Source organism: Lelliottia amnigena, from assembly GCF_019047465.1.
In the GTDB taxonomy this organism is placed as follows: domain Bacteria; phylum Pseudomonadota; class Gammaproteobacteria; order Enterobacterales; family Enterobacteriaceae; genus Enterobacter; species Enterobacter amnigenus.
In genome coordinates this window covers 3558842-3574608 of record NZ_CP077236.1, presented here as the reverse complement: position 1 = coordinate 3574608, position 15767 = coordinate 3558842, and the positions used below count along the sequence as shown (strand labels likewise).

Below are 15767 nucleotides of genomic sequence, written 5' to 3'. Positions count from 1 at the left end.
GAGGCATTATGCGCCGTGTGCGTTGCTGCGTATTTCTGACCGGACTGCTGCTGGCAGCCCCCACTATGGCTGATACCCGTTGGCAAACCGTGCAGAACGAAGCCAAAGGCCAGACCGTCTGGTTTAACGCCTGGGGCGGCGATCAGGCCGTCAACCGTTATCTCGATTGGGTGAGCGGCGAGATGAAAACCCATTACGCAATCACCCTCAAAATCGTGCATCTTGCCGATGCCGCCGATGCGGTCAAACGCATCCAGACGGAATCCGCCGCTGGGCGAAAAACCAACGGTTCTGTCGATTTACTGTGGGTGAACGGGGAGAATTTCCGCACGCTGAAAGAGGCAGGCTTGCTGCAAACGGGCTGGGCGCAAACGCTGCCGAACTGGCGCTATGTCGATACCGATAAACCGGTTACCGAAGATTTTGCCATCCCCACCGACGGCGCAGAATCCCCGTGGGGCGGCGCGCAGCTGACGTTTATTGCCCGCAAACAGAGTCTGCCGGTTCCGCTTGCCGATCCCGAAGCCTTACTCAACTATGCGCAAAACAATCCGGGCAAAATCACTTATCCGCGTCCGCCAGATTTCACCGGCACGGCGTGGCTGGAACAACTCCTGCTGACGCTTACGGCACATCCTGATGCGCTGCACGTCGCGCCGGATTCACATACGTTTAAGGCCGTGACGGCTCCGCTGTGGAATTATCTCGATAAACTGCATCCGCTGCTGTGGCGCGACGGCAAAGATTTTCCACCGAGTCCTGCACGAATGGATGCCCTGCTCGCCAGCGGTAATCTGAATATGTCTGTCACCTTTAATCCGGCCCACGCGCAGCAAAAAGTGGCCAGCGGCGAACTGCCTGCCGACAGCTACAGTTTTGGCTTTCGCGACGGCATGATAGGCAATGTGCATTTCGTGACGATCCCGGCAAACAGCAGCGCCAGCGCGGGTGCCAAAGTTGTCGCCAATTTCCTGCTGTCGCCCGGGGCGCAAATTCGCAAAGCCGACCCTAAAATCTGGGGCGACCCGAGCGTGTTGAGCCCGCAAAAACTCGCCTCCGAGCAGGCCGCCCAACTGCAACAATTTATCCCCGCCGGGTTACCGAAAACCTTGCCGGAACCGCACGCGGCGTGGGTTAGTGCGCTGGAGCAAGAATGGTTGCGTCGTTACGGCACCCGCTAGGCTGGCTGGTAGGGATAGCGATCGCCGTCATTTATGCGCCGCTGATCCCTGCCGCAGTAATGCTGGTGACACCGGCTTTTTCACTTGCCGGATGGCAGGCGCTGTTTAGCGATCCGCAGCTGCCGCAGGCGTTTATCGCCACGCTGGTTTCTACGCTTATCGCCACCGCAGGATCGCTTTTGATTGCCCTGTGCGTGGTCGCGGCGCTTTGGCCCGGCGAGCGCTGGCGGCGTTTGCATACCCGACTGCCGTGGCTGCTGGCCGTTCCGCACGTCGCCTTTGCCACCAGCGTGCTGCTGATGTTTGCGGAAGGCGGTGCGTTTTATCAATGGTGCAGCGCCTGTTCTCCCCTGCTTGATCGCTTCGGTATTGGCCTGGGGCTGACGCTGGCGGTGAAAGAGAGCGCATTTGTACTGTGGGCGATGTATGCGGTGCTGCCCGAAAAGACGCTGGCGCAACAGTGGGTGGTGCTGCGAACGCTCGGTTATTCGCGCATTCAAGGACTTTTCTGGCTGGTGCTGCCCGCCATCACGCCAGCGCTCGGCGCGGTAATGCTGGCGGTGGTCGCCTGGTCGCTGTCGGTGGTGGATGTCGCGATTATCCTTGGGCCGGGTAATCCGCCGACGCTGGCAGTGCTGGCCTGGCAGTGGTTGAGTCAGGGTGATGCCCAGCAGCAGATCAAAGGGACATTATTGTGCCTGCTGCTCCTTCTGCTGCTGGGGCTGTTTGCCGCCCTCGGTTTTATAATCTGGAGACGCTGGCACCGCCTGATTCCCGCCGCGTCGGGCGTTCGGCAGCCGTTGGGCGCGCCCGTTGTCGGCACAACGCTGGGATGGCTACTGCCGCTTTGCGGTGTTTTATGCGCAGCGGCGCTGGTGTTGCTGGCGGACGGAGACAGTTTTGATTTTGTGCCGTTTAGCACCAGTCTCTCGTTGGCCCTATTTTCTGGCCTGATCGCCCTGACGATTATTCTACTCTGGCTCGAGTGGGGACCGTCACGCGGATCGCGCTGGATCTGGCTTCCGCTGGCACTCCCCGCTCTGCCGCTGGTCGCGGGACAGTACCGTATCGCACTCTTCATGGGCATCGACGGAACCTATTTCGCGGTGCTGTGGGGGCATCTGCTGTGGGTGTTGCCGTGGATGCTGCTGGTGCTGCAACCCGCCTGGCGCAGGCTGGATCCGCGCGCGACAGTAATCGCGAGAACGCTTGGCATGCGGCGCAGTAAAATATTTTGGACGATCAAATGCCCGTTGCTGACCCGCCCTCTGCTTACCGCTTTTGCCACGGGCTTTTCCGTCAGCATGGCGCAATATTTGCCCACGCTGTGGCTGGGTGCGGGACGATTCCCGACGCTGACCACCGAGGCGGTCGCGCTTAGCAGCGGCGGCAGCACGGCCATTCTCGCGGGGCGCGCGCTGTGGTTACTGGCGCTGACGGCAGCCGCTTTTGGCCTCGCGGCAGGTTTATCCCGCCTGGCGGGACGTTTCAGACGAGGTCTACGTTAATGCTGATAGTTAAAAATCTGACGCTTGAACCGCTGTTACACCGCGTGAACTTTAGCGTGAATAAGGGCGAGATCGTCACGTTGATGGGTCCGTCGGGCAGTGGAAAATCCACGCTGTTCGCCTGGATGGTGGGTGCACTCTCCACGGATTTTAAAGCGTGTGGCGAGCTGTGGCTGAACGAAAGACAATGCGACGCGCTGCCCATCGAGAACCGTAAGATCGGTATTTTGTTCCAGGATGCACTGCTGTTCGACCACTTTAGCGTGGGGCAAAATCTGCTGCTGGCGCTACCTGCGCATATCAAAGGCCATGCTCGGCGTGAGCAGGTTGAGCACGCGCTGAAAAGTGCAGGTCTTGATGGGTTTTACGCAAGCGATCCGGCCACGCTCTCGGGTGGGGAGCGCGCCAGAGTCAGCCTGTTGCGCGCGCTTCTGGCGCAGCCGCACGCGCTGCTGCTGGATGAGCCGTTTAGTCGTCTCGACAAAGCGCTGCGCGTCACATTTCGGGAATGGGTGTTCGCGCAGGTTCGCGCGCTCAATATTCCCGTGGTGCTGGTCACGCACGATGAAGACGATATTCCGGCGGAGGGACGCGTGCTTCAGCTGTCCATGTGGCAATAATTTATGTTCTAACGCAAAGAACTCTGGCGAGCGGGGGACGAAAATGACACACCTTTTACCTGATATCAGATTTTTCGATGAAACGTGTTTCTCACCTGTCCACGCTCGCCATGATCCTGGGGCTCGCCACTTTCTCCACCGCTGCCGCTGATATGGCGCAATCACTGACGTTTGCGCAGCTGCAACAGCATCAGGGTACGGTTATCGACACCCGCGCCAGCGCGTTTTATAACGGCTGGCCGCAGACGCTGTCTGGCCCGTCCGGGCATGAACCTGCCGCGCTGAATCTCTCCGCCAGCTGGCTTAACGTGATGAGTGACGAACAGCTCGCAGGCTGGGCAAAACAGCACAACCTGACGCCAGCGTCCGTGATTGCCCTGTACGGCAGCGACGCAGACAATCAGGCCGTTAAAGCGCGCTTAAACAATGCCGGATATTCGACGGTTTCAACGCTGGGCGACGCGCTGCAAACCCCTGCTCGCCTGCAACGCCTGCCTCATTTTGAGCAGCTGGTTTATCCGCAGTGGATCCATCAGTTACAGCAGGGTAAAAAAGTGGCTGCCGCGCCGACAGGTGATTTTAAAATCATCGAAGCCGCCTGGGGCGCGCCCAAATTCTATCTTCTGAATCATATTCCTGGCGCGGATTACATTGATACCAATGAAGTTGAAAGCGAACCGCTGTGGAATAAAGTGTCAGATGACAAACTGAAAGCCATGCTGGCGAAGCACGGTATCCGTCACGACACGACCGTCATTCTGTATGGCCGTGACGTCTATGCTGCGGCACGCGTGGCGCAAATCATGCTGTACGCCGGTGTGAAGGACGTACGCATTCTGGACGGTGGCTGGAAAGCGTGGTCCGACGCGAATCTGCCGGTCGAGCGCGGGACACCTGCCAGGGTTAAACCGGCGAACGATTTCGGCGCGCCCATTCCTGGGCAGCCGCAGTTGATGGTGGATATGGAACAGGCGCGCGGTATGCTGCATCGCAAGGATGCCTCGCTGGTTAGCATTCGCTCGTGGCCGGAATTTATCGGTGAAACCAGCGGCTACAGCTACATCAAACCCAAAGGCGAAATCGCCGGGGCCCGCTGGGGTCATGCGGGCAGCGATGCCACCCATATGGAGGACTTCCACAATCCCGATGGAACCATGCGCAGCGCCGATGATATCGCGGCGATGTGGAAGCAGTGGAATATTCTGCCCGATCAGCATGTGGCGTTTTATTGCGGCACGGGCTGGCGCGCATCAGAAACCTTTATGTATGCGCGGGCGATGGGCTGGCAAAACGTCGCCGTGTACGACGGCGGCTGGTACGAATGGAGCGGTCACCCGCAAAACCCAGTCACAACCGGCCCACTGACGCCTGAAAGCACGCTTTAGCGGGCAAGCGCTTTAAGCGTTTGATACCCGCTCCAGACGCGCGTTGTGGTGGTGAGCCAGCACAACGCGCCAAAGATCCAGGCGAACAGCGCAAAGTGCATCGGGAACAAACAGCACAGCGCGAACAGCAGAATCGTCTCCGTCCCTTCCGTTAATCCCCCCAGATAATAAAACGACTTGTGCGCGTAGCCAGGATTATCAATATTATGCTTTGCAGCCAGCGCCGCAAACGCCAGAAAACTGCTCCCCGTACCGATAAACGCAAACAGCAGCCAGGCTGCCGCCAGGGCATTTTCCGCCGGAGCGGCCAGCGCAAAACCAAACGGCACCAGGGCGTAAAACAGGAAATCGAGCGCAATATCGAGAAAGCCACCGGCATCGGTTATGCCGCGCCGCCGCGCCAGCGCACCGTCGAGTCCGTCGAGCAAACGGTTCAACACGATGGCCACCAGCGCCGCCAGATACCAGCCCAGCGCCAGAAAAGGCAACGCCAGCACGCCGATGGCAAAGCCTACCAGCGTTAAGCCATCGGCGGTGATAGTCGGCCTATCAAGCCTCTCCACCAGACGGTTAAGCCCCGGTTTTATGCGCGGATGCACATGTCTGTCAAGCATGCGGTTTCCCTTTAAACGCGTCGCAGAGCCCCTGCGCCGGAATATCCAGCGCAGCGTTGAAACGCGCCGAAAGATTCTGAAACGCAATCAGGGCGGTCATTTCTGTTATGGCGGCGTCGCTGTAAAAGCGCTTTAGCTCGGTTTTTACGTCGTCACCAATCTGCGGCGGCGTGGCGGTTGTCGCCTCGGCATAGGCCAGCGCAGCCCGCTCATCCGCGCTGAATAACGTCGAATCGCGCCAGTGGCTGACGGCGTGCACTTTATCCAGCGCGCCGCAGCGCTCGGCCAGACGCAAGCTGTTGGCGTCAATACAAAATGCGCAGTGACAAAGTTGCGATACGCGGGTCATCAGCAGCGAGCGCAGCGTTGGACTGAGGCGCGCATGACGGCGCTCAAGAAAGCCGACAAACAGCGCCACCAGCCAGAACAAACGCGGCATTCGTCCCCACCAGCGGGTGGGATTAAGCACGGCGCCGAAATGCTTTTTCTGCATCGCAGCGATGGGTTTTAGGCTGACGGGAATTGATTTGACGGGGTGGACCCAGGCGGTTGTTTCTTTCACCGAACTCTCCTGATAGCTGGACTCTTTGAAAGGCGACGATAATATGTCGTTTTTCTCCCTCAATTATTGATGACCATGCTGAAAACTCTCGATGTTGTCGCCGCGATCCTTGAACAGGACGGCAAAATTTTGCTGGCGCAGCGCCCACCCCATGCCGATCAGCCCGGAATGTGGGAATTTGCCGGCGGTAAAGTCGAAGCGGGCGAAACGCAGCCCGACGCGCTGATTCGCGAGCTGCGCGAGGAGCTGGGCATCGAGGCGCAGCCTGCGCAGTATGTCGCCAGCCATGAGCGCGAAGTGTCGCAGCGGCCGATCGCGCTGCACGCATGGCACGTCCCGACGTTCAGCGGCGAGCTGATTGCCCATTATCACAGCGGGCTGGTGTGGTGTACGCCCGAGGAGGCGCTAACGTATCCGCTCGCGCCTGCCGACATTCCCTTGCTGGAAGCGTTTATTCTTTTACACGCCGCCAGACCAGCGGGTTCGTGCTGATGGTGCGTTCATCACGCTGGCACTGCAACAGCACGCCGTCGGCTTTCACGACCGCCCCTTCCGAATAGTTCTGATCCTGATAGATGCAGCATTGATTACACGGCTGCGCGCGCTGGCCGCCGGAGCTAAACACCTCTGCCGGAACGTTAACGTCGACATCCGGGCGAAAACGGTCAGCCTGAGCGCCTGTCGATAAAAGCGCAAACAGCGCGGTAATGATATAACGGTTCATAGACGTCTGTTCCTGTTGTGTCCTTGTTATGACTATAACGGTTAATCGGGCTGAACCTTTAATTTGTCAGCCCATCGTTTTTTGTTATGACTCGCGCCCGATAATTAATTTCCCTTTCGTCGCGAATTTTCGCTTGCCTCGCAAAGCGGTACGAGTGGTATAGTCGAAAACGACCAAAAATCACCCGCACAACACACAAAATATAAAAAATCATCATAAGAGGTTCTTATATCTATGGATCAGACACGCACTCTGGAATCGTTTCTTACCCATGTTCAAAGCCGCGACCCGCATCAGAGCGAGTTCGCGCAGGCCGTTCGTGAAGTCATGACCACGTTGTGGCCGTTTCTTGAAGAAAACCCGCGTTATCGTCAAATGTCCTTGCTTGAGCGCCTGGTTGAACCGGAGCGCGTCATTCAGTTCCGCGTGGTGTGGGTTGACGATCGGAATCAGGTGCAGGTTAACCGTGCATGGCGCGTCCAGTTTAACTCCGCTATCGGCCCGTTTAAGGGCGGGATGCGTTTCCACCCTTCAGTGAATTTATCGATTCTGAAATTCCTGGGCTTTGAGCAGACGCTCAAGAATGCGCTCACCACGCTGCCGATGGGCGGTGGGAAAGGCGGCAGCGATTTTGATCCGAAAGGCAAAAGCGAAGGCGAAGTGATGCGTTTCTGCCAGGCGCTGATGACCGAACTGTATCGCCATCTTGGGCCTGACACCGACGTACCGGCGGGCGATATCGGCGTGGGCGGGCGTGAAGTTGGCTTTATGGCCGGGATGATGAAAAAGCTCTCCAATAACAGCGCCTGCGTGTTCACGGGTAAAGGACTCTCCTTTGGCGGCAGCTTGATCCGTCCGGAAGCGACGGGCTATGGCCTGGTCTATTTCACCGAGGCGATGTTAAAACGCCACGGGTTGGGCTTTGAAGGGATGCGCGTGGCAGTGTCGGGGTCCGGGAACGTGGCGCAGTACGCGATTGAAAAAGCGATGCAGTTTGGCGCGCGCGTGATTACCGCCTCTGACTCCAGCGGCACGGTGGTGGATGAAGCGGGTTTCACCACAGAAAAACTGGCCCGACTGTGTGAAATCAAAGCCAGCCGCGACGGTCGCGTGGCGGACTATGCGCGTGAGTTTGGCCTGACCTATCTGGAAGGCAAACAGCCGTGGTCCGTGCCGGCAGATATCGCCCTGCCGTGTGCAACGCAAAACGAGCTGGACGTCGACGCGGCGCAGCAGCTCATCGCAAATGGCGTAAAAGCGGTTGCAGAAGGCGCGAACATGCCGACGACCATCGAAGCGACCGATTTGTTCCTGGAAGCAGGCGTGCTGTTTGCGCCAGGAAAAGCGGCGAACGCGGGCGGCGTGGCGACATCAGGTCTGGAAATGGCGCAGAACGCGGCGCGTCTGGGCTGGAAAGCTGAGAAAGTGGATGCGCGTCTGCATCACATCATGCTGGATATTCACCACGCCTGCGTTGAGTATGGCGGTGAAGATAAGCAGACCAACTATGTGCGCGGCGCGAATATCGCCGGATTCGTGAAAGTGGCTGATGCGATGATTGGGCAAGGTGTGATTTAAGATTAGTTGGTGCGCTCTGATGCACTCACCTCACCCCTCTCCCACCGAGAGAGGGGGAAGACATTAAAAACGGCAGCCGAGGCTGCCGTTTTACTTTTACCTTGGGCGGTCTCGAGCCATCTCCCCAACCCCCTCCCACGGGAGAAGGAGAAGGAGAAAACACTAAAAATGGCAACAGGGATGTCAGGCCGCACTCTTTTTCTTTTTGAACGGTTTCTTCGCGCCGCCCGGCGCTACCATTCCTCTGAAATTTTTCACCGGCGTCGTTCGCGCCTGATTAATCAGGTCAAATAATGTTCCCACCAGCGGCTGCATAAAGTCCTGGTAACGGCACTCTTTTTCACTGATTTTGGTCAGGATCGATTCCCAGTGCGCCGTCATATCCGGTCGTGCGGCCAGCTCCGGCAGGGAATGAATCAGCGCGCGGCCCGGATCCGTTGACTGGATATAGCGGCCTTTCTTGATAAGAAAACCGCGTTTAAACAGCAGTTCGATAATTCCCGCACGCGTGGCCTCAGTGCCTAATCCGTCCGTCGCACGCAGGATCTTTTTCAGATCTTTATCCTGCACAAAACGGGCGATTCCGGTCATGGCGGAGAGCAGCGTCGCATCGGTGAAGTGGCGCGGCGGCTGAGTCTGACGCTCAATCACTTCACCTTTTTCGCACAGCAGCTCATCGTTTTTCGCGACCACTGGCAGCGGCGTGCCGTCGTTTTCTTCGTCGCGCTCTTTATTGCCCAGCAGCGTTCGCCAGCCGGCTTCGGCCAGGAATCGCGCTTTCGCGACAAACTTCGCTTTGGCAATCTCCAGCTCGATAACGCATTTGCGGAACATGGCGTCGGCACAAAACTGCATCAGATACTGACGAGCCACCAGCTGATAAACCTTCGACTCGTTTTCGGTCAGATTAACGTTGCTGGCGCGCGCCGTCGGGATAATCGCATGGTGGGCATCGACTTTTTTATCATCCCAGCAGCGATTACGTGTTTCCAGATTGACAGCAGGCTGCGGGAGCAGATCCGGCGCGTGGATGCCAATCGCATTCAACACCGCGTGACGCCCGGCAAAATGTTCTTCCGGCAAATAACGGCTATCCGAACGCGGATAGGTAATCAGCTTGTGCGTTTCATAAAGCTTCTGGCAGATATCGAGGACATTTTGTGCGCTCATGCCGTAGCGTTTGCCCGCTTCAATCTGTAATGCCGAAAGCGAAAACGGTAGCGGCGCGGGTTCTGATTCCCGTTTATCGTTATAGCTGGTGACGAGCGCAGGCTGACCGGTAATGCGGTTAACCACGTGATCCGCCAGCGGACGATGCAACAAACGCCCTTCTTCATCCTGATACGGCTCACAGGCTTCGCTTGGCTGCCAGACGGCGACAAAACGCTCGTCCTTTGGCGTCACGATATGCGCTTTCACCTCAAAGAAATCTTTCGCCACGAAGTTCTCGATCTCTTCGTCACGGCGCACCACCAGTCCCAAAACAGGCGTTTGCACCCGGCCAACCGAAAGCACACCCTGATAGCCAGCGTTGCGCCCTAAAATCGTATACGCACGGGTCATGTTGATGCCGTACAACCAGTCGGCACGCGCACGGGCCAGCGCCGAGACGCACAGCGGGATAAATTCGTTATTAGAACGCAGGCGAGAAATCGCGCGCTCAACGGCCTGCGGATTGAGATCGTTTATCAGACAGCGCTGCACTTGCTTGCGCTTTTCCGGTGCCAGCTCAAGATAATCGAGCACTTCATCCACCAGCAGTTGCCCTTCGCGATCCGGGTCACCTGCATGGACGATTTCAGCGGCGTCGTGCAGGAAACGCTTGATCACATTGAGCTGTTTTGTAACCGACGGGCGCGGCTGTAAACGCCATTTTTCCGGCACGATAGGCAGGTCGTTAAGGTTCCAGCGCGCGTAGCGGCTGTCATAGGCGTCCGGCTGGGCCTGTTCAAGCAGGTGCCCGATACACCAGGTCACCACCTGCCCGTTTCCGCACTCAATAAAACCGTCACCCTTGCGATGTGGCTTGGGCAGCACATCCGCAATGGCTCGGGCCAGACTCGGCTTTTCCGCAATATACAACCGCATCGAATTAACGAATCTCAATCATCGGACGGCCGCCGCGAGCCGTTACCAGCTCACCGATCGCGGTCAGGGTGATACCGAATTCTGCGGCCGTGGCTTTGACTTCAGCTTCCGATTCTGGCGTCACCGCCAGCAGAAGACCGCCGGACGTTTGCGGATCGCACAGCAGATCGCGCCATTCGGCAGGCATTTCGCCCATCAGATGTCCGTAGCTGGCAAAGTTACGCTGCGTCCCGCCAGGAACCGCGCCTTGCGCGATGTACTCTTCAACGCCCGGCAGCTTTGGAATGTCCTGATACACAATTTGCGCCTGTACGCCTGCGCCCTGACAGACTTCGCTCAGATGACCGAGCAGCCCAAAACCGGTAACGTCGGTCATCGCTTTCACGCCGTCAATATTGGCGAATGCGGCACCCGCGAGGTTCATCTGGCACATCACTTCCGTCGCAAGGCCAACATGTTCTGGCTTGAGCAGCGATTTTTTCTCGGCGGTGGTCAGCACGCCAATCCCCAGTGGTTTGGTCAGGAACAGTTTGCAGCCCGGCTGCGCGGTGCTGTTGCGCTTGACGCGTTCCGTCGGGACGATGCCGGTGACGGCCAGACCAAAAATCGGCTCCGGGGCGTCGATGGAATGGCCACCCGCCAGCGCGATCCCCGCCTGCTGACAGGCAAAGCGCCCGCCCTCAATCACTTCGCGAGCAATTTCCGGCGCAAGGGTGTTAATCGGCCAGCCCAGGATGGCGATCGCCATGATCGGTTTACCGCCCATCGCAAAAATATCGCTGATCGCATTGGTGGCCGCGATGCGCCCAAAATCAAACGGGTTATCGACGATAGGCATAAAGAAATCGGTCGTGCTGATAACGCTTGTGCCATTGCCTAAATCATAAACCGCCGCATCGTCACGCGTTTCATTACCGACAAGCAGGTTTGGGTCGACAAACTTCGCCTGTTCGCTGTGCAGAATGGTCTCCAGCACCTTAGGGGAAATTTTACAACCGCAACCTGCTCCGTGGCTGTATTGCGTTAGACGAATGGTTTGCTCGCTCATGGACATCTCCTGTCATTGCTGTGGCGCTATGGTAGCGCTCATTCCTTAAAGAGGTAAGTCTGACTGTCTGAATTCTGGCGCGGATGCGCAGAATCCAGACAGTTTAGTGTGATTATCAGAAATGGGTGACGAACGGCGTGGCGTCGGGCACGGAAACGGTGGTGGACGCTTTCAACTGTGGCGTGCCGAGATAGAGGAAACCGACGATTTTATCGTGTTCGCCGCAGGACAATCCCTCGCGAACAACCGGGCTGTCGGTCAACGGACCGGTGCGCCAGATGCCGTTAAAACCCTGCGCGACCGCCGCCATTTGCATGGCCATCACTGCGCAACCCGCTGACATCTCTTGTTCCCAGACGGGTACTTTATGTCCGGCCTGACATTTTGCCACCACGGCGATAATCATTGGCGCGCGGAACGGCGCGCTACGGGCTTTATCAATGGCCTTGTCGTCTTGACTGGCGGCGATTGCCCCTTTCTCGAGTAAAGCACTGAAGCGCTCACGCCCTTCACCTTCGATAATAAAGAAATGCCACGGCTGCAGCGTACCGTGGTCCGGCGCGCGCATACCGGCCTGCAGAATGCTGTCCAGCTGCTGACCCGCAGGCGCGGGTTCGGCCAGGCGCGAAGCGCTACGACGGTTAACAAGCAGTTCAAGTGCGTCCATTGGTTAACTCCTGTCTTCAAAATTGCTCACAAAATTAACACGGCAGCAGATTTTGTTACAGCGTAGTGGGCGATTCCTGCTGACAAGTGGCGGTTGGGTCATTACGATAAGCCCACATTGCCGTCCAGTCGCGACGGAACAGTCATTTTCTGGTTAGGGAGTACACATGCGAACCCTTTGGCGAATTTTTGCCGGTTTCTTTAAATGGACGTGGCGGCTGCTCAATTTTGTCCGCGAACTGGTGATGAACGTGTTTTTCATCTTCCTGATTCTGGTCTGTGTAGGCATCTGGATGCACATCAGCAGCAGCAACCAGGCGCAGAATTCCGGACGTGGCGCGCTGCTGCTGGATATCACCGGCGTGATTGTCGACAAACCGTCCGCCAGTAATCGTCTGGGGGTGATTGGTCGCCAGCTGTTTGGTGCGACGTCCGATCGCCTACAGGAAAACTCCCTGTTCGATATCGTTGATACCATTCGTCAGGCCAAAGACGACCGCAACATCACCGGGATCGTTCTGGATCTGAAAAACTTTGCCGGCGCCGACCAGCCGTCAATGCAATATATCGGTAAAGCCCTGCGCGAATTCCGCGACAGCGGTAAACCGGTGATTGCGGTGGGCGATAGCTACAGCCAGGGGCAATATTATCTGGCGAGCTTTGCCAACAAAATTTGGCTTTCCCCACAGGGTACGGTTGATTTGCACGGGTTTGCGACGAACGGCCTGTATTACAAATCGCTGCTCGAGAAGCTGAAAGTGACCACGCATGTCTTCCGCGTCGGCACCTATAAATCCGCCGTTGAACCGTTTATTCGCGACGATATGTCTCCTGCCGCGCGTGAAGCCGACAGCCGCTGGATTGGCGAGCTGTGGAATAACTATCTGACCACCGTTGCCGCTAACCGTCAGGTCACCCCTGAGCAAATCTTCCCGGGCGCGCAAGCGATGCTGGATGGGCTGCAAAAAGTGGATGGCGATACGGCAAAATATGCTCTGGATAACAAACTGGTCGATACGCTCGGATCCAGCGCAGATATCGAAAAAGCGCTGACCAAACAGTTTGGCTGGAGCAAAGAAGACAAGAATTACAGCGCGGTGAGCCTGTATGACTACACCACGAAGAAGCCGAGCGAAACGGGTGATAGCGTCGCCGTGGTCTTCGCCAATGGCGCCATCATGGATGGCGAAGAGACACCGGGCAACGTGGGAGGGGATACCACGGCATCGCAAATCCGTGAAGCGCGCCTCGACCCGAAAGTGAAAGCGATTGTTCTGCGCGTCAACAGCCCTGGCGGCAGCGTCAGTGCGTCTGAAGTGATTCGCGCTGAGCTGGCCGCGGCGCGTGCTGCTGGCAAGCCGGTCGTGGTCTCAATGGGCGGTATGGCGGCATCCGGCGGATACTGGATCTCCACGCCAGCCAACTACATTGTGGCAAACCCAAGCACGCTGACCGGTTCTATCGGCATCTTCGGGGTGATCAACACCGTAGAAAACAGCCTGGATTATCTGGGTGTGCACACGGATGGCGTTGCCACCTCGCCACTGGCCGATGTGTCTGTGACCAAATCGCTGCCGCCGGAAGTGTCGCAGATGATGCAGTTGACCATCGAGAACGGCTATAAGCGCTTTATCACGCTGGTGGCGGAATCACGTAAGTCAACGCCAGAGCAGATCGATAAAATTGCTCAGGGCCACGTCTGGACCGGTCAGGATGCGAAAAGCAACGGTCTGGTCGACAGCCTGGGTGATTTTGATGACGCCGTCGCGAAGGCCGCCGAGCTGGCGAAGCTGAAACAGTGGCACATTGCGTATTACCAGGATGAGCCAACGTTTATTGATATGGTCATGAACGGGATGTCCGGTTCAGTACGCGCCATGCTGCCAGCCGCCATTCAGGCGTATCTGCCAGCGCCTGTGGCGACCGCTGCGAGCGTTGTTAAAGGGGAAAGCGACAAACTCGCCGCCTTTAACGATCCGCAAAACCGTTACGCATTTTGCCTGACCTGCGCAAACGTACGCTAACCTCGTCCCCTCTTCTCACGAAGGGGGGATTTTTCTTTGAAGCTTAAGAACACACCATCATGCAGAAGAAATCGATTTATGTAGCGTATACCGGCGGTACGATCGGTATGCAGCGCTCAGAAAATGGCTATATCCCTGTCTCCGGTCACCTGCAGCGCCAGCTCGCGCTGATGCCAGAGTTCCATCGCCCGGAAATGCCTGACTTCACCATTCACGAATACGATCCGCTGATGGACTCGTCCGATATGACGCCAGAAGACTGGCAGCATATTGCGGACGATATTAAAGCGCATTATGACGATTACGACGGTTTCGTGATCCTGCACGGCACCGACACCATGGCGTTTACCGCGTCCGCGCTCTCCTTCATGCTGGAGAATTTGGGTAAACCGGTGATCGTCACGGGGTCGCAAATCCCGCTGGCGGAACTGCGCTCCGACGGGCAGATCAATTTGCTGAACTCCCTGTACGTGGCGGCAAATTACCCGATTAACGAAGTGACGCTGTTTTTCAACAATCGTCTGTATCGCGGAAATCGCACCACCAAAGCCCACGCAGACGGGTTCGACGCTTTTGCTTCGCCAAATCTGCAAGCGCTGCTGGAAGCGGGTATTCATATCCGTCGCCTTGGCACCCCGCCTGCCCCACACACTGCGGGCGAATTGATTGTCCATCCGATCACCCCGCAGCCGATTGGCGTGGTGACGATTTATCCCGGAATTTCAGCTGACGTGGTGCGCAACTTCCTGCGTCAGCCGGTCAAAGCGCTGATCCTGCGCTCTTACGGTGTGGGCAATGCGCCGCAGAACGGTGAATTCCTGAAAGAGCTTCAGGAAGCGAGCGCGCGCGGTATTTTGGTGATTAACCTGACGCAGTGCATGTCTGGCAAGGTCAATATGGGCGGTTATGCCACCGGCAACGCGCTGGCTCAGGCCGGAGTGATTAGCGGATTTGATATGACGGTCGAAGCCACGCTGACTAAACTTCACTATTTACTCAGTCAGGATCTGGACGTGGATGCGATGCGCAAGGCCATGATGCAAAACCTGCGCGGCGAGCTGACGCCGGACGAATAAGGAGTTTTTAATGAAACAACGAGCCCTGCTGCTGGTCGATCTGCAAAATGATTTTTGCGCCGGCGGCGCACTGGCTGTCGCTGAAGGCGACAGCACCGTTGATGTGGCTAATGCGCTGATTGCCTGGTGTAAAGCGCGCGGTGAGGCAGTGGTTGCGAGCCAGGACTGGCATCCTGCGGATCACGGCAGCTTTGCCAGTCAGCATAACGCGGAACCGTTTTCTCAAGGCGAACTCGACGGGCTGGCGCAAACGCTCTGGCCGGATCATTGCGTTCAGCAAACGGAAGGCGCACAGCTGCATCCGCTGCTCAATCAGCACGCCATTGATGCGGTGTTTCATAAAGGCGAAAATCCCTTAATCGACAGCTACAGCGCCTTTTTTGATAACGAACATCGCCAGCAAACTGCGCTGGATGAATGGCTGCGTCATCATGAGGTAGGCGAGCTGATTGTGATGGGGCTGGCGACGGATTACTGTGTAAAATACACCGTGCTGGATGCGCTAAAGCTCGGTTATCGGGTCAACGTCATTACCGATGGCTGTCGGGGCGTGAATCTTAACGCGCAGGATAGCGCGCTGGCATTTATGGAGATGTCCACGGCTGGCGCGACGCTCTATACGCTGGCGGACTGGCAAGAGACCCAGGCTTAACGTTTAATCCGCGGTGTCGTAATACGATATCGCTGTTTCAT

Annotated in this window: 15 protein-coding genes; 9 read left to right on the top strand and 6 right to left on the bottom strand. The window is 57.2% G+C overall.

Features of this window, described 5'->3' with window-relative positions; translation table 11 throughout:
- Positions 1–17: 17 nt before the first annotated feature.
- From I6L74_RS16780 to I6L74_RS16765, 4 genes are all read left to right on the top strand, one after another.
- Positions 18–1181 (top strand): ABC transporter substrate-binding protein, encoded by a 1164-nt coding sequence (locus I6L74_RS16780; RefSeq protein WP_096759579.1) that lies wholly within the window; start codon positions 18–20, stop codon positions 1179–1181.
- Complete coding sequence (locus tag I6L74_RS16775) at positions 1154–2689, top strand: ABC transporter permease family protein (RefSeq protein ID WP_059178231.1); 1536 nt, start codon at positions 1154–1156, stop codon at positions 2687–2689. The genes I6L74_RS16780 and I6L74_RS16775 overlap by 28 nt, the downstream gene beginning before the upstream one ends.
- Positions 2689–3309, top strand: coding sequence for an ATP-binding cassette domain-containing protein (locus I6L74_RS16770; RefSeq protein ID WP_059178232.1), 621 nt, complete (start codon positions 2689–2691; stop codon positions 3307–3309). Before I6L74_RS16775 ends, I6L74_RS16770 begins: the two co-directional genes overlap by 1 nt.
- A gap of 77 nt (positions 3310–3386) precedes the next feature.
- A complete protein-coding gene (locus tag I6L74_RS16765) occupies positions 3387–4694 on the top strand; it encodes a sulfurtransferase (protein WP_059178233.1) in 1308 nt (435 codons plus the stop codon).
- On the opposite strand, the gene I6L74_RS16760 is transcribed toward I6L74_RS16765, so the two are convergent.
- Together I6L74_RS16760 and I6L74_RS16755 are read right to left on the bottom strand one after the other, a co-directional pair.
- A complete protein-coding gene (locus I6L74_RS16760; RefSeq protein ID WP_059178234.1) occupies positions 4691–5308 on the bottom strand; it encodes a CDP-alcohol phosphatidyltransferase family protein in 618 nt (205 codons plus the stop codon). The two genes, I6L74_RS16765 and I6L74_RS16760, sit on opposite strands and share 4 nt — an antisense overlap.
- Complete coding sequence (locus tag I6L74_RS16755; RefSeq protein ID WP_059178235.1) at positions 5301–5870, bottom strand: carboxymuconolactone decarboxylase family protein; 570 nt, start codon at positions 5868–5870, stop codon at positions 5301–5303. Before I6L74_RS16755 ends, I6L74_RS16760 begins: the two co-directional genes overlap by 8 nt.
- A 75-nt stretch (positions 5871–5945) precedes the next feature.
- Between I6L74_RS16755 and I6L74_RS16750 the strand changes: the two genes are divergently transcribed.
- Entirely contained in the window at positions 5946–6362 is a 417-nt protein-coding gene (locus tag I6L74_RS16750; RefSeq protein WP_072241816.1) for a pyrimidine (deoxy)nucleoside triphosphate diphosphatase, read from the top strand.
- Here the strand turns inward: I6L74_RS16750 and I6L74_RS16745 are convergent.
- Positions 6322–6594 carry a YnjH family protein gene (locus I6L74_RS16745; protein ID WP_059178237.1) on the bottom strand — a complete coding sequence of 91 codons (273 nt, stop codon included), beginning with the start codon at positions 6592–6594 and terminating at the stop codon, positions 6322–6324. The two genes, I6L74_RS16750 and I6L74_RS16745, sit on opposite strands and share 41 nt — an antisense overlap.
- Before the next feature lie 234 nt (positions 6595–6828).
- Here I6L74_RS16745 and gdhA point away from each other — a divergent pair, with 234 nt between their 5' ends.
- Positions 6829–8172, top strand: a complete 1344-nt coding sequence (gene gdhA, locus I6L74_RS16740; RefSeq protein WP_059178238.1) for an NADP-specific glutamate dehydrogenase — start codon at positions 6829–6831, stop codon at positions 8170–8172.
- 183 nt (positions 8173–8355) lie between these two features.
- Here gdhA and I6L74_RS16735 read toward each other — a convergent pair whose 3' ends face one another.
- The 3 genes from I6L74_RS16735 to I6L74_RS16725 all read right to left on the bottom strand — a co-directional run bounded on the left by I6L74_RS16735 (position 8356) and on the right by I6L74_RS16725 (position 11975).
- A complete protein-coding gene (locus I6L74_RS16735) occupies positions 8356–10260 on the bottom strand; it encodes a DNA topoisomerase III (RefSeq protein WP_059178239.1) in 1905 nt (634 codons plus the stop codon).
- Positions 10261–10264: 4 nt separating this feature from the next.
- On the bottom strand, positions 10265–11308 hold the full coding sequence (selD, locus tag I6L74_RS16730) for a selenide, water dikinase SelD (RefSeq protein ID WP_059178240.1): 1044 nt from the start codon (positions 11306–11308) through the stop codon (positions 10265–10267).
- A 115-nt stretch (positions 11309–11423) separates the two neighbouring features.
- Positions 11424–11975, bottom strand: coding sequence for an NAD(P)H nitroreductase (locus I6L74_RS16725; RefSeq protein WP_012017077.1), 552 nt, complete (start codon positions 11973–11975; stop codon positions 11424–11426).
- 166 nt (positions 11976–12141) lie between these two features.
- Here I6L74_RS16725 and sppA point away from each other — a divergent pair, with 166 nt between their 5' ends.
- Genes sppA through pncA form a run of 3 tightly spaced genes read left to right on the top strand, consistent with a single transcriptional unit; the run spans position 12142 to position 15726 of the window.
- Complete coding sequence (gene sppA, locus I6L74_RS16720; protein WP_059178241.1) at positions 12142–13998, top strand: signal peptide peptidase SppA; 1857 nt, start codon at positions 12142–12144, stop codon at positions 13996–13998.
- Positions 13999–14057: 59 nt separating this feature from the next.
- Positions 14058–15074 (top strand): asparaginase, encoded by a 1017-nt coding sequence (gene ansA / locus I6L74_RS16715; protein ID WP_059178242.1) that lies wholly within the window; start codon positions 14058–14060, stop codon positions 15072–15074.
- Between the two features lie 10 nt (positions 15075–15084).
- Positions 15085–15726 (top strand): bifunctional nicotinamidase/pyrazinamidase, encoded by a 642-nt coding sequence (gene pncA / locus I6L74_RS16710; protein WP_059178243.1) that lies wholly within the window; start codon positions 15085–15087, stop codon positions 15724–15726.
- Positions 15727–15767 lie beyond the last annotated feature (41 nt).